The 14446-nt window shown below is 43.0% G+C and carries 11 protein-coding genes and 1 pseudogene; 9 read left to right on the top strand and 3 right to left on the bottom strand.

Annotation, left to right across the window (positions count from 1 at the left end):
* From IQ224_RS15585 to IQ224_RS15605, 5 genes and pseudogenes are all read left to right on the top strand, one after another.
* Nucleotides 1-778, top strand: a pseudogene (locus tag IQ224_RS15585) (ISL3-like element ISMae36 family transposase); the annotation flags it as partial.
* A 292-nt stretch (nt 779-1070) separates the two neighbouring features.
* Nucleotides 1071-2612, top strand: a complete 1542-nt coding sequence (locus tag IQ224_RS15590) for a bifunctional pantoate--beta-alanine ligase/(d)CMP kinase (RefSeq protein ID WP_194033172.1) — start codon at nt 1071-1073, stop codon at nt 2610-2612.
* 2 nt (nt 2613-2614) lie between these two features.
* The gene (locus IQ224_RS15595) at nt 2615-4438 is read left to right on the top strand and encodes a phosphodiester glycosidase family protein (protein WP_194033173.1); all 1824 of its coding nucleotides are present in this window, start codon (nt 2615-2617) and stop codon (nt 4436-4438) included.
* Between the two features lie 14 nt (nt 4439-4452).
* Nucleotides 4453-4776: a phasin family protein gene (locus IQ224_RS15600; RefSeq protein ID WP_002746237.1), complete on the top strand. Its 324-nt coding sequence runs from the start codon at nt 4453-4455 to the stop codon at nt 4774-4776.
* A gap of 6 nt (nt 4777-4782) precedes the next feature.
* Nucleotides 4783-5301, top strand: coding sequence for an FKBP-type peptidyl-prolyl cis-trans isomerase (locus IQ224_RS15605; protein WP_036402042.1), 519 nt, complete (start codon nt 4783-4785; stop codon nt 5299-5301).
* Between the two features lie 87 nt (nt 5302-5388).
* Here IQ224_RS15605 and psb28 read toward each other — a convergent pair whose 3' ends face one another.
* On the bottom strand, nt 5389-5727 hold the full coding sequence (psb28, locus tag IQ224_RS15610) for a photosystem II reaction center protein Psb28 (protein ID WP_002746239.1): 339 nt from the start codon (nt 5725-5727) through the stop codon (nt 5389-5391).
* Between the two features lie 186 nt (nt 5728-5913).
* Between psb28 and IQ224_RS15615 the strand changes: the two genes are divergently transcribed.
* Nucleotides 5914-7422: a helicase C-terminal domain-containing protein gene (locus tag IQ224_RS15615; protein ID WP_002746240.1), complete on the top strand. Its 1509-nt coding sequence runs from the start codon at nt 5914-5916 to the stop codon at nt 7420-7422.
* Between the two features lie 213 nt (nt 7423-7635).
* On the opposite strand, the gene IQ224_RS15620 is transcribed toward IQ224_RS15615, so the two are convergent.
* Both IQ224_RS15620 and IQ224_RS15625 read right to left on the bottom strand, forming a co-directional pair.
* Nucleotides 7636-9183 (bottom strand): FAD-dependent oxidoreductase, encoded by a 1548-nt coding sequence (locus IQ224_RS15620; protein WP_002746241.1) that lies wholly within the window; start codon nt 9181-9183, stop codon nt 7636-7638.
* 59 nt (nt 9184-9242) lie between these two features.
* Complete coding sequence (locus tag IQ224_RS15625) at nt 9243-9578, bottom strand: hypothetical protein (RefSeq protein WP_036402045.1); 336 nt, start codon at nt 9576-9578, stop codon at nt 9243-9245.
* Nucleotides 9579-9753: 175 nt separating this feature from the next.
* On the opposite strand from IQ224_RS15625, the gene IQ224_RS15630 reads away from it, so the two are divergent.
* The 3 genes from IQ224_RS15630 to IQ224_RS15640 all read left to right on the top strand — a co-directional run bounded on the left by IQ224_RS15630 (nt 9754) and on the right by IQ224_RS15640 (nt 14317).
* Nucleotides 9754-11355: a 2-isopropylmalate synthase gene (locus tag IQ224_RS15630; protein WP_194033174.1), complete on the top strand. Its 1602-nt coding sequence runs from the start codon at nt 9754-9756 to the stop codon at nt 11353-11355.
* Between the two features lie 664 nt (nt 11356-12019).
* Nucleotides 12020-13270: an RNA polymerase sigma factor RpoD gene (gene rpoD, locus IQ224_RS15635; RefSeq protein ID WP_002786972.1), complete on the top strand. Its 1251-nt coding sequence runs from the start codon at nt 12020-12022 to the stop codon at nt 13268-13270.
* Nucleotides 13271-13477: 207 nt separating this feature from the next.
* Nucleotides 13478-14317, top strand: a complete 840-nt coding sequence (locus IQ224_RS15640; RefSeq protein ID WP_002746248.1) for an Rpn family recombination-promoting nuclease/putative transposase — start codon at nt 13478-13480, stop codon at nt 14315-14317.
* The last annotated feature ends 129 nt before the right edge of the window (nt 14318-14446 follow it).

The following is a 14446-nucleotide window of genomic DNA, read 5'->3' on the forward strand; positions in this document are numbered from 1 at the left end:
ATTAAAAAGACTAGGAATTGACGAAATCGCTCTAGTCAAAGGACAAAAAAATTACTGTGCAGTTTTAGTAAATTTAGATACGGGAAAACTAATAGCTATTCTAGAGAAGCGAACACAAGAAGAATTGAGGGAAACGCTTACAGGGTGGGGAAAAGAGGTGTTAGAGCAAATTGAAGAAGTCAGCATAGACCTTTGGTTGCCCTATAAAAATTTGGTGAAAGAATTGATGCCATCGGCCGAGGTAGTCGCCGATAGATTCCATGTAATGAAACAAATTAATCAAGAGTTAGACGAACAAAGAAAAGCAGAAAAAAGAGCCGTAGAAGCGCAGAGAAATAAAAAACAGAAAGCGGAAAAAGAAGCGAAGCTAGAAGTTTTAAAGCGAAGTAAATATAGCTTGTTAAAAAATGAAAAAGATTTAACGGAAACCCAAAAAATCAAACTAGAAGCTATCAAAGAAAATTTCCCAAATTTGAAAAAGATGCAGGAATTAAAGGAAGAATTTAGAAAGATTTATGAAACCTCAGAGAATCCGACAGAGGGAATGCTATCCATCTCGGAATGGTTGGCAAAATCCTCCAGTGTTTTTACTAAGAGTTGTCAAACAATCCGAAACTGGTTTGGAGAAATAATTAGTTATTTCGAGCGAAGGACAACGAATGGGGTGGTCGAGGGAATCAACAATAAACTTAAACTAATAAAAAGAAGAGGCTATGGCTTTAGAAACTTTCGGAATTTTTGGGTTAGAAGTATGTTATCTTGGCATCTTGTCTGTTGATTTAGCATAAAGAGTAACGAAGAGCCAACTTATATAGAACCGATCAATCTTTGTGTCCTTTGTGTCTTTGTGGTTCGTTCCAGTCGCTCGCTGGCGGGAATATATCTTATAAAATACATTTTACCCACCAAACCCAAGAGAGCCGACAGGAGGCAAAAAACGAGTTATTGGACAGAAAGAGGCGATGGGATGTTATTATTTAAAACCGATTCCCTGGAAGCAGCCGAATCGATCATCGGGCAGCATCCCCTGGCGAATAGTAGTGGAATAGGCTATTAAAGGAGTGAACCCTGTGCAAATATTCACGACAATCCCCGGTTTACGCACTTTTTTGGCTGATTATCGCCCCGATCGCAGTATTGCCCTCGTGCCAACCATGGGCGCCCTCCATAAAGGTCATGCTAGTCTAATTCGACGCGCAGTGACGGAAGCGGAGGTAACTGTGGTCAGTATTTTTGTTAATCCTCTACAATTTGGCCCCACAGAGGATTTTTCTCGCTATCCCCGCACCTTTGAAAGCGATCGCAAATTGTGTGAATCCTTGGGAGTTGCTGCTATTTTTGCTCCGAGTGCGGAAACTTTAGGAATTGGTGATTCTGAGGAGATAACCGCAGTTGTTCCCCCGATTTCTCTGACTAGCGGGTTATGTGGTGCTTTTCGTCCGGGGCATTTTCAGGGAGTAGCCACAATTGTCGCGCGGTTGTTTAATATTATTGCACCGACGATCGCCTATTTTGGTGAAAAGGATGCCCAACAGTTAGCGATTATCCGGCAATTAGTCAGAGATTTAAATTTAGCGATCGAGATTCGCGCTTGTGCTACAGTGCGAGAAACATCGGGATTAGCAGTTAGTTCTCGCAATCAGTATCTATCGGCCACAGAAAGGGAAAAAGCGACAATTATCCCCCAAAGTTTGCAATTAGCTCTCGAAAGTTTTCGTTTAGGGGAAAGACAAAGGGAAAAACTGCTGGCTATTGTCCAAAAAAATCTCGACAGAGTACCAGAATTTCGCTGTCAGTATCTGGATTTAGTCCATCCCCAGAGTTTACAACCGATCGAGCAGATCGAGACAAGGGGACTGTTAGCGATCGCTGGATTGATCGGTCAAACCCGTTTAATTGATAATATTATCTTGTGTCAACGTCGGCCAGTTATCGCTATTGATGGGCCTGCTGGAGCGGGAAAATCCACAGTCACGCGCTTAGTAGCGGAAAAATTGGGGTTAACCTATCTCGATACCGGTGCGATGTATCGCGCAGTGACATGGTTAGTGGTGAATTCCGGTCTGGATTTGTCCGCAGAAGCGGCCATCGCCGAGTTATTATCTTTAGCAAAGATAGAAATAATTCCGGCCGATAGTCCCGAAAATGTGACTATAGTGAAGATTAACGGGCAGGATGTGACTTTAGAGATTCGCTCTCCCGCAATTACCGCGCAAGTGTCCAGAATTGCCGCTCAAAAAGCGGTGCGACAGCAGTTAGTCACCCTGCAAAGACAACTGGGAATGTCGGGGGGAATAGTTGTGGAAGGTCGGGATATTGGTACTAATGTTTTCCCAGAAGCGGAATTAAAGATTTTCTTGACAGCGACACCCGAAGAAAGAGCGAGAAGGAGATTAAAAGACTTAGAAGCGCAGGGAAATGGGGGTATTAGTCTCGCAGAATTAACCCAAGAGATTGAAAAAAGGGATTATTTGGATAGTAATCGCTCCCTAGCACCCCTGCGAAAAGCCACAGATGCGATCGAAGTTAACACCGATCATCTCACTATTGCAGAAGTCACGGAAAAAATCACTGCTCTTTATCATCTTAAATCAGGTAATTTAGGGGGATAATTATGAAGTTAAATTACCTGACTTTCTCATCTATCTGTTTAACGGTAACTTCCTTGATAATTCTTAGCAGTCCAGCTATATCTTTAGCCGATCATAGATCACCAATAACTTTAGCTTCTCGGGATTTATCAAACCAGCAACAGGGAAAAAAAATTATTCTTAATGGTCGTTCTTTGCCCGTTTCTTGGCAACAGTGGACAGCAGCAAATAGTACCAGAATCGCCATGGGTGACACGGCAGCAGGACAATTATTCGGCATGGATTTTCTTAGCACAAATGATCCCAAAAAGCAACCGATCAACTGGTTTAATTTACAAACTTTATCAGCTAATTTAATTGATTCCGATCGCTGGTTAGACGTTACGGATATTTTACTAAAAATGGGGGCAACAACCACTATTAATGGCGATAGTTTAAATATTAACTTTCCTGCTCCTCAGATTGAAGATATTCAGATAGAAAATTATGGAGCAGTACAAAGGATTATTATTCAACTTGATCGCCCAACCTTTTGGCAAGTTAGTCAGGCAAAAAATGAAGCAGTGATTACCCTAGAAGGAAATGCCCAGCAATCGCTCATCTCTAGGTTTCAACCCCAAACTATCAGCAACAGTAATCAAAATAACGATGAAGATGATCTAGGTAACTCCAATAATAACTTAGCCACTCAGATCACTTCCTTAGAAAATAATGGAGTGATCAGTCGTTTAAAAATTAACCTTCCCACTGCCTACGGATTACAGATCAGCAGTGTGGATAATCCTCCCCGAATTATCATTGATTCTCGTCCCGATGCTATGGATGAAAAGCGCATTGTTTGGCAACCAGGGTTAATCTGGAATCAAAAATATATCCAGTTAGATCAAGATTGGTTTCCCGTGACTTGGTTAGAAATCGATCCCAGAAATCCTCAGATAACTATTAAACCAATCACCGCTAATTCCACCTCAATGCGCGGCACTAATCCCCTGATCACGATTAATAGCGAAAGTAACGCAGTAGCGATGATTAATGGCGGCTTTTTTAATCGTAATAATCAGTTACCTTTGGGGGCAATTCGTGTGGATGGCAAATGGTTATCCGGACCAATTTTAAACCGAGGAGCGATCGCATGGGATAATCGTGGTAAAATCAGGATCGATCGCCTGAGTTTAGAGGAAACCCTCATTACTGCCACCGGACAACGTTTTCCCCTAACCCATTTAAATAGTGCTTTCCTAACAGCCGGCTGCAGTCGTTATACTCGCGATTGGGGAAGTAATTATTATCCCCTCACCGAGCGGGAAACCGGGTTAGTCGTACAAGGCGATCGCGTAACGGAGAAATTAAATAATCTTTTGCCACAGGATAGTATAGACATACCAGAAAATGGCTATTTAGTCATCTGCCGAAAGACAGATATTAATTTAAAGATTGGTGAGACAGTCAACCTCGATAGCGTCACCCTACCGGGGGATTTTGCTAATTATCCCCAGATTTTAGGTGCAGGTCCCCTATTATTGCAGAATGGACGCCTAGTTTTAGATGGAAATGCCGAAAAATTTAGTCCTGCATTCCAAAATCAACAAGCTTCCCGCAGTGCGATCGCAGTTAGCCGAGAAGGAAAAATTCTGCTAGTTGCCATCCATAATCGCGTCGGGGGAAGGGGGGCAACTTTAGGCGAATTAGCCCGAATTTTGCTGTTAATGGCGGCAACAGACGGTTTAAACCTAGATGGGGGTAGTTCCACCGGGATAGCCTTGGCGGGTTATCTGCTCGATCGCTCTGCCGTTACCGCCGCAAAAGTCCATAATGGAATAGGGATATTTTTATCCCCGTCTCCTTGAAAGGTGTGAAAACAATGGATAATAGCGACTGGATTAAACAATTGCTGCTGATGGGTATTGGCACTACTTCCATGGTGGCAGAAAAAATCAAAGAAGTGAGCGATGAGTTAGTCAAAGACGGTAAAATCAATTCTGATCAGGCTAAAAACTTTGTTGATGATCTGATGACACAGATGAAGTCTGAACAGGGGAGCTTCGAGAATAACTTAGAACGCTATATTCGCCAGATTTTGCAGGATTTAGGGGTTCCCCGACAATCGGAAATGGACGAACTGCGGGGAAGGATTGATCGATTAGAACGACAGGTGAGAGACTTAGAGAATAAACTCTGGCGTTAGGGAACTATGAAATCAATGCGCGAAATCTTGCTCAGTTTTGCTATTATTGCGGTTTGTGGCTTATTTTTAATCGCTGCTTCCCTCTTTGGTGGAGGGGAAAAAACCAACGCGATCGCCGCCGAAACCAATCCACCCGCTATCACTCAAACTATTAATAAGGAAATCATCTCCATGGATTTAGATCAAGCAGTTACCACCGATTCGGGACTAAAATACATCGATATAGTGGAAGGAACTGGAGAAAGTCCCGAAAAAGGTCAAAAAGTGACTGTTCACTACACGGGAACCCTGACAGACGGCAAAAAATTCGATAGTTCTAAGGATCGCAATCAACCTTTTACCTTTACCATTGGAGTTGGTCAAGTGATCAAAGGATGGGATGAGGGAGTCGCATCGATGAAAGTCGGTGGGCAGCGTACCTTAATTATCCCCCCAGAATTAGGTTATGGTGCGCGGGGTGCTGGTGGGGTGATTCCTCCCAACGCGACTTTACTTTTCGATGTGGAATTGTTGGGAGTCAAATAAATAGGTTTTTCCTCTGATTTCTTACCTCTACCCGCATCGCTTCTGAATGCGGGTTTTTTGACAGATTGCCAGAAGCTAAGGGCAAAATCAAGAGGATTTAGTAAATTCTAGACCGTTTTCGCTGCCGTAACGTTCCATAAAACGCATAAAACGATCCCACTCTGCGGGAGAATTAAAAATAACCGTAGCTTCGATCGCCATGGGTTTACCGTTGATGAATTTGCCTTTTACTTCCCTGGTGACGATTTCTCCTTCCTCATCGATGAGATACATCCCCGTGATTTCCTCGGTTTGTTGATCTCCGAGGATAGTCGGTTGATCAAAATAAAATTTTGCCGATCCCTTCTCTCCCGTTTTAGTGCGACTTAAGCGGATATCGGGAACAACTGGTTCTTTTAACCCCCTGGAAAACTGAATTTCTGCCATTACTTTTCTTTATCCTTCTCATAAAATAGACATTTCTAGATCATCTCACACCAAGTCGCAAGTAAAAAGCAGATGGGACACCATAAACTTAAAGTATCCACGGTAAACTCGCGGGGGTGGGTTTGACTGATGAAAGATCACCTGTAAACCTCTCCCTTCCCACTGATAACCAATAACTGAGATGAGATGGTTTTATTAGAAGCAGCGGTTCATTCTTCCCTACGCGCTTTTTTACGCGAACAAGGACGCTTTTACTGGTCTCATCATCTCACTATGGGGCGACTGGTGGCTAGAGCTTTACGCTTAAAACGGTCCTCTCTCATACAAACTGGAACCACTCTCACCCGTTATTGTCTCAGTTATCTCACCCCGGCTCTTTTAGGTGATACACCTGTTCTGATTGTTGCCCCCGAGTCAGAATTAAATCTACTGTTAGAAGTGGAAATCCCCCATCTGCAAACATGGTTACAAACTCAGCGAGATATCCTCAAAAGCGATCGCTTTCCCGCTAATTTTACCGGTTTACTCCTCACCACACCCCAACAATGGTTAGAGGATAAATTGGGCAATCTCGGTCATTTTCCCCAGAATATCGCCACGATAATCGATCGAGCCGAAGATTTAGAAACTTGTCTAGTAGATTATCTCACCGTCACCATTACTCCCGAACAGTGGTTCGCTTTAGAGTCAGCATATCCCCAGCATAGAGAGTTTATAGACTTAATTAAAGCACAACTTAGCCAAAGTATTCTTGGTCATCCCATTAATCCCTATAATTGCTATCTTATTGATGCCAAGGAAAAAGAATATATAATTGCTCTCCTGCAACGCTTGGATCAAGACTTAACCACTGATTCTGTTTGGCAACTTTTAGCGGCAAAAATCCCCGAGGTTAATTATCTCCTCTGGACATCAGTAGATCGAGAGCGAGAAGAATTTACCCTAAAAATCAGTCCTTTGGAGGTGGCTAGTTTTTTCAAACTGATTTGGCAGCAGCAACCCTTTGTTTTAATCGGCAGTTTTTTAGATAGCGAAAAATCCGCTAATTTATACCGTCAAAATCAGGGTATCGGAGATATTTTAACTTTAAAGTTTGCAGCTGATCGCGAAAGTGAATATATTCATTTATATCTACCCGATCGCATCAGCGCCCCCAATACTCCCGAATTTCAACCGATGTTATTAAAGCAAGTGCGGGAATTAGTTAGTGCTAATCATACCAGTGAACAACCGATAGTAATCCTGATTGAAGATGTTCCCCTCAAGGCACAAATTGCCACCCAAATGGCAGCCGATTACGGTTCGCGAGTGCAAGTGGAAAAAACTGAGATTAATAGTAATACTATTCTCGTTTGTGGTTGGCAATTCTGGCAAACTCATCAAGAAAAATTTCTCACTCCCAGTTTATTAATTATCGCTACTTTACCCTTACCCTCCCCCGAAAATCCTCTCGTTGCTGGCAAAATTGCTTACTACAAACGACAACATCTCGACTGGTTTCGTGCCTATCTTTTACCCACAGCAGTGAGGGAAATTCAGCAATCTGTTCAGTCTCTCCGGGAGTGTCAAGGTTGTGTGGCTGTTCTTGATAATCGTGTCAATGCTCGCAGTTATGGCCGACAAATTCTCTCCGCTTTAGAACCCTATGCTAAAGTTAATTATCTCGATCAACAATTTTTTCAAGATAAAGATTAAATCAGTTATCAGTTATCAGATGGGGTGCATCTCAATTTTCTAGAAATATCTATATTACATTTGGGCGCACGCGATGCGCCCCTACCATTGGTGCGATAATATTATTGTAGGGGCGAATTGCATTCGCCCTCTTTGAATAATTTCTGCTGCTCACCTATATGTGAGAGAAAGTCACCAATAGGAGATGCAGCCTATCAGATGTCAGTTTTCAGTTTACTGTTCACTGATAAAATCTCCCCCAGAACCATATTTCCAACTATCCAAATAACGATGATAAAGATATTTTTGCTTGTCGGGTAACTTTTCTAAAACTGGTTTTAAGGTGGTTGCTAAGGGATATAAACCACTATACAAAGCTAAATTAAAATAATGTCCCATCCAATCAATAAAAGGACTGATACCCACTTGTGGAATCATTGGTAAAACCAATTGAGGATTAACCAAAGGCAAAGTTTTTGAGAGAGAAGAAAACTGCACCACATCCTGTAAAAACGGTTTTAATACCTCATCTCCTAACTTGTCCATTACCCGAAAAACTCCACTCATTAAGTCATTAATTTGATTGGGATTAGGGTTAGCAGACATAGGGACACTCATAGTTTTTTGAAATAGCCACGTTACCGATATATTGGGTTGATAGGGTTGTAAAAGAGCTAAATCTTCTCGGTTTAAAGCATCAATTTGTAAAGCTTCCTCGATGGCAAAAGTTAGCCTTTTTAAATGCCTAACCATTGCCCCAAAACCACCAAAACTTACCGGAGATTGACTACCGCTACTATCTCCCACTGCCAGAATTCTTGACCAAGTCATTTTTAAAGGACTTTGACGATAGGCAGGGAAAAAACCCGCTAGAAAACGCTGAAATTTTACCGCTTCTAAATCCACCTTTTGATACTCCGGCAATAATCTTAAATACTCCTCCATCAAAAATTCTAAACTAAAGCGATCGGGATGGGTATCAAGATAGGTAAATAAATAAGTTGTCCGACCATCTCTAGCGGGAAATGCTTCCCAAAAGTATTGACATTGGTGCAAGATTGGGGTAAAAGAATAAATCAAATCACCAGTTTCATTACTGGGAAAACCCTGACCGCAACTACCCACCACTAAACAAACTCCATCGGGTTTTTCTCCTTTTCTTGCCTGTTTTGCAATTGGCGAAAAATGACCCATGGCATCGATTAATAAACGGGTTTTTAAAGTCATTTCTCCCGTTTTAACCATTACCCCATCGGGATGAATAATCGCCCCGCTAAACCCCGAATTTTCTAATAACTTTCCTCCCGCTTGCAAAAACTTAGTTTTTAAAGTCTCTAGCAAATAAACCGGATCAACACCAATATTTAAAATATCTCTAACCCAAAGCTCATAACCTTGATAAAATCCCACCCTCCCAGGATTATATTCTGTCGCTATTGCTTGATTTAATTCCGCTTCGGTCAATAAATCTAACTCTAAAAAACTGCTTAATTCTAAACGGGAAATATTCCACTCCTGCTCACGACCGCGCAGAATACCTCTTTCTAATAATGCCACACGCCAGCCCCTAGTTTGTAAAGCAGCCCCGATAAAAATTCCCAAAGTTCCCCCCGCAATAACTAGATCAAAATCCGTCTCTCCTAAAGATTCTTGACTTTGATTAATTACCGTAGGAATAACTGGATTTTCTAAACGCAAAGCTTGCCAAGTTTGATCGCTGGCCCGCAATTGTTGTAAACTCTGAGGAGATACTCGATCGAGTAAAGATGCAACTAAAGACATAATCTTATATCAGTTATCAGTTATCAGTTATCAGTTATCACCATGTCCAGAGGAGAAACCTATTTAGATTGGAAAAACTTTTTCCCTTCTTCAATGAGTTTATTAATATCCTTGAGAGAAACTCCAAAAATCGCTAAAACTCCCGTAAAGACTAACAAAAAACCGATAAAACTATTCCGATCATAGAGAAATAAACCCACCAAAACTATAAAATAGGGAGAGAGAATTTTACTAATATTTTCAACTACAGTAACCACCTCTGGAGTAGGAGTCTCAACAAGATTAATATCAGCTTTATCCTGATCCGGTTCGAGATTTTGCTTAATCGAAAACATCACCTCCTGTAGGTCTTTTACCTCCGGTGGGTTCGGTTCCTTCGCTGGTTTGCCAAACATTGTTAACCCCCTCGCCAATTTATCTATATCCTCTATGGTAGCCAAAAAGAGGGCAAGCGGGAAAAGCGCGAGCAGGTCGAGAAATTCTCAGGGCAATTTTCCTTATAACCCCCTCGGCCTCGGCTGCTATAATCAGAGGAACAACTCCCAAGTTCGTTAACGGTACAAAAAAACTATGAATACCAGTCCAGATCGTGTGATTATCTTCGATACCACCCTTCGAGATGGGGAACAGTCCCCGGGTGCCGCTTTAAATGTGGATGAGAAGCTAACCATAGCGCGCGCACTGGCACGACTGGGAGTTGATGTCATTGAAGCAGGTTTTCCCCACGCTAGTCCGGGGGACTTTGAAGCTGTGCAGAAAATTGCCGGCAGCGTCGGCAGCGAAGCTGATAGCCCGATTATTTGCGGATTAGCCCGCACTACCCAAAAAGATATCAAATCTGCCGCCGATGCGCTCAGACCCGCCGCCAAGCCCAGAATTCACACCTTCCTAGCCACATCTGATATCCACCTCCAATACAAACTTAAGAAGACTCGTCAGGAAGTTCTTGACATTGTGCCGGAAATGGTGGCCTATGCTAAATCCTTCCTTAATGATGTGGAATTTTCCCCCGAAGATGCCGGCCGCAGCGATCCGGAATTCCTCTATCAAGTCCTCGAAAGAGCGATCGCTGCAGGAGCCACCACTGTTAATATTCCCGATACCGTCGGTTATACAACCCCTAGCGAATTTGGGGCTTTAATCCGTGGTATTAAGGAAAATGTCCCCAATATCGACCAAGCGATTATCTCCGTCCATGGTCACGATGACCTAGGGTTAGCGGTGGCTAATTTCCTCGAAGCAGTTAAAAATGGCGCTCGACAGTTGGAATGTACCATTAACGGTATCGGTGAGCGTGCCGGTAATGCTTCCCTAGAAGAATTGGTGATGGCCCTTCATGTCCGGCGCTCCTATTTTAATCCTTTCCTCGGTCGTCCCCCAGAATCCACGGAACCTTTAACCAAGATCAACACCAAGGAAATCTATCGCACTTCTCGCCTAGTTTCTAATCTTACCGGCATGATCGTGCAACCGAATAAGGCGATCGTCGGTGCTAACGCTTTCGCACACGAGTCGGGAATCCATCAGGACGGGGTGTTAAAACATAAACTCACCTATGAGATTATGGATGCAGAATCGATCGGTTTGACTAATAATCAGATCGTCCTCGGTAAACTCTCCGGCCGCAATGCTTTCCGCTCTCGTTTACAGGAATTGGGTTTTGAGCTTTCGGAAACGGAACTTAATAACGCTTTTATCCAGTTTAAAGAAATGGCCGATCGCAAAAAGGAAATCACCGATCGCGATCTAGAAGCTATTGTTAACGATGAAATCGATACGGTTCCCGATCACTTCCGTCTTGAGCTAGTACAAGTGGCCTGTGGCAATAACGCCAGACCCACGGCCACGGTGACGATTCGCACTCCCGACGGTAGCGAGTTATCCGATGCGGCCATTGGTACAGGACCGGTAGATGCTCTCTGCAAAGCGATTGATCGAGTGGTGAAGATTCCGAACGAATTAATCTCATTCTCGGTGCGGGAAGTTACCGAGGGAATCGATGCTTTGGGAGAAGTGACTATCCGTCTCCGTTACGAAGGACGCACCTATTCTGCTCGCGCAGCCGATACCGATATTATTGTTGCCTCCGCTCGTGCCTACGTCAGCGCCTTAAACCGTCTCCACGTCGCACTGCAGCAGAAGGAAAAAACCCCCGAAATGCTACAAGTCTAGATAGGGTTTGCTGAACAATTTGGTCGGTGGGGTTAGGAGTCAGTTATCAGTTATCAGTTATCAGTTCACTGAGAAAACTCCCCACACCCCACACCCCACGGTGCTATTGGAGAAAATCTTAAATTTGTCTCGCAAATTTCTAAAATGTTGCTAAGTTAATATTATGAGCTTGCGCTCTAACAATTTTAATACACTTGTATTGAAATTGGATTCGCGTAAAAGCAATGAGGGATGAAATTTGTCCGTAAGAATCCGATCAAATTAAATACAATAGCTAAAGACTAAAGGAATTAGCCAAGGCAAATAGGGATTATGTTCCTCTTGCCAGTGGGAACAGTTAACCCATCCCATAATTCCTTTGATACTTAGCTATCTGGTCAACACCGCAGACAAACCGGCGATCGGATTCCAGTCCTCCAGCCATTTACCCAATTTTTGCAGGAGCCAGATTATGAGTTGACCGAGCTAAAACAGCATTCCGTGTCGCTAAAATCGCATCGACACAAGGAAATTTAAGCAAAAATCTTCTCCCATTTGTTGTAATTAAAGCTACAATCGGAAAAGTCTTTGCCCCTCTCGGATTTGAGACACAAATTTGTTCAGTATCACCTAGATTGAGATTCGATCTTCTAGTTTTGCACAGAAGGAGCAAGAGGAAAACGGCATGATGCAGGCCCACGATGTACTAACCCTTACCGAGCCGCCATTGGATTTAGATTTGATTGACCTAGACGAAGACTTCGATGATGAGGATATCGAGTTAGAGCTAGAAGAAACCAGCGATAGCAACGATGGCAAAAAAAACCGCCGCCTTGCCAGCGCTCGTCGTCGCGACGCCGCTAGAAAAAAACCCTATACAGAAGATTCGATTCGGATTTATCTGCAAGAGATCGGCAGGATTCGGTTATTGAGAGCGGAGGAGGAGATCGAATTAGCGAGAAAAATCGCCGATCTCCTGAAATTAGAACGCATTCGCGAAGATTTTTGCCTCTATAGCGATGCTGAATGGGGAAAACAGGTTTTCCTGTTCGAGCGCATCGAAAAAATTATCGTTGAAAAATCGGAAAAAGAACCGAAACTATCGGATATTAAGGCTTATTTAGGTAAGACGGAGCTAACGGCTCCCCTGCTGGAAGAATGGCTGGCCAAATCAAAGGAATACTTATCGGCCTTTAAGCGTCGTTTGTACCATGGTCGTCGCGCTAAGGAAAAAATGGTACAATCGAACCTGCGTTTAGTGGTTTCGATCGCCAAGAAATACATGAATCGCGGTCTTTCCTTCCAAGATTTAATTCAAGAAGGTTCCCTCGGTTTGATTCGCGCCGCCGAAAAATTCGACCACGAAAAGGGTTATAAATTCTCCACCTATGCCACTTGGTGGATTCGTCAAGCCATCACCCGGGCGATCGCCGATCAATCCCGCACCATTCGTCTTCCCGTCCACCTCTACGAAACCATCTCCCGGATCAAAAAAACCACCAAGATTCTTTCTCAGGAAATGCGTCGCAAACCCACCGAGGAAGAAATCGCCACCAAGATGGAGATGACGATCGAAAAACTGCGTTTTATTGCCAAATCTGCTCAATTACCGATTTCTCTAGAGACTCCCATCGGTAAAGAAGAAGATTCCCGTTTAGGAGACTTTATCGAAGCGGATGGGGAAACCCCAGAAGATGAAGTTTCTAAAAATCTATTACGCGAGGATTTAGAAAATGTCCTCGATACCCTGAGTCCTCGTGAACGCGATGTGCTGCGGTTGCGCTACGGTTTAGATGACGGCCGGATGAAAACACTCGAAGAAATCGGCCAGATTTTCAACGTCACTCGCGAGCGCATTCGTCAAATAGAAGCCAAGGCCCTGCGGAAACTGCGTCACCCTAACCGTAATAGTATCCTCAAAGAGTACATTCGTTAATTTCCCGCTCTTAAAAAACTAGAAACTGAGTCTCCTTGAGGCTCAGTTTTATTGTTATCTACACTTATCTCGATCGAATTTACAGCAGTTATCTTAATGATGAGGTACAAAGTTTTTCTTTTGGGGAGTCGCTCGTCGATACCAAATTAGGTTACACTTCATCTTGATCAGAGACGCCATAAATATCTCATTGATTAGAATCAAGAAATGTATGATAATGTCTGTAAATTTCTCGCCGAAAATTATAGTCGTGACTTCGCCCAATGGTTATTAGGAGAACCCCTCTCCTTCACCCAATTGAGTCCCTCGGAACTGTCTCTAGAACCGATTCGGGCTGATGCCCTGATTTTGTTAGAATCAGGGCAGATAATTCTTCATCTCGAATTCCAGACCGATCCTGACCCAAAAATGTCCTTTCGGATGTTAGATTATCGCACTAGAGTCTATCGTCGCTTCCCCAAAAAAACCATGCGACAAGTGGTAATTTACCTGAAAGAAACCTCATCACCTTTGGTGCAGGAAAACGCTTTTATCCTTCCCAATACCCGTCATGAATACGAAGTGCTTCGTCTTTGGGAAATTCCAGCCGAGAAAATGTTAGGATTATCAGGATTGTTACCCTTGGCCAATCTAGGAAAAACCCCTAATCGTCCCGAAACTTTACGACAAGTAGCCGCAAAAATTGATAATATCGAGGGTAGAACTGAAAAAAGCAATTTAGCCGCCGCTACAGCAATTCTGGCGGGGTTAGTATTAAGTAAGGAAATCATCGGAAGCTTATTAAGAGAAGAAATTATGCGCGAATCAGTCATTTATCAGGATATCCGGGAAAGTGGAAAAGCACAAGGAAGAGAGGAAGGAAGACGAGAAGAAGCGGTTTCTTTGATTCTACGGCTACTTAACCGTCGTTTAGGTGAAATATCCTCGACTTTAAGCCAACAAATCCGAGAACTATCTCTAGAACAATTAGAAACTTTAGGAGAAGCGCTGCTCGATTTTACCAGCTTGACAGATCTGACCACTTGGTTATTGGAGATAGAAACTTAAATCCCACATTCCGCACCCTCAACTGTCACAGATCAAAAAAGCCATTAAAGTAGTACATAATAACTAAAATTAATTCAAAGGTTAAAAGGGTTAATGAGAATATATAGCATTAAAAGGGGTATGGAGCGA

Origin of the sequence: Microcystis sp. LEGE 00066, from assembly GCF_015207925.1 — a bacterium.
Taxonomy (GTDB): domain Bacteria; phylum Cyanobacteriota; class Cyanobacteriia; order Cyanobacteriales; family Microcystaceae; genus Microcystis; species Microcystis ichthyoblabe_A.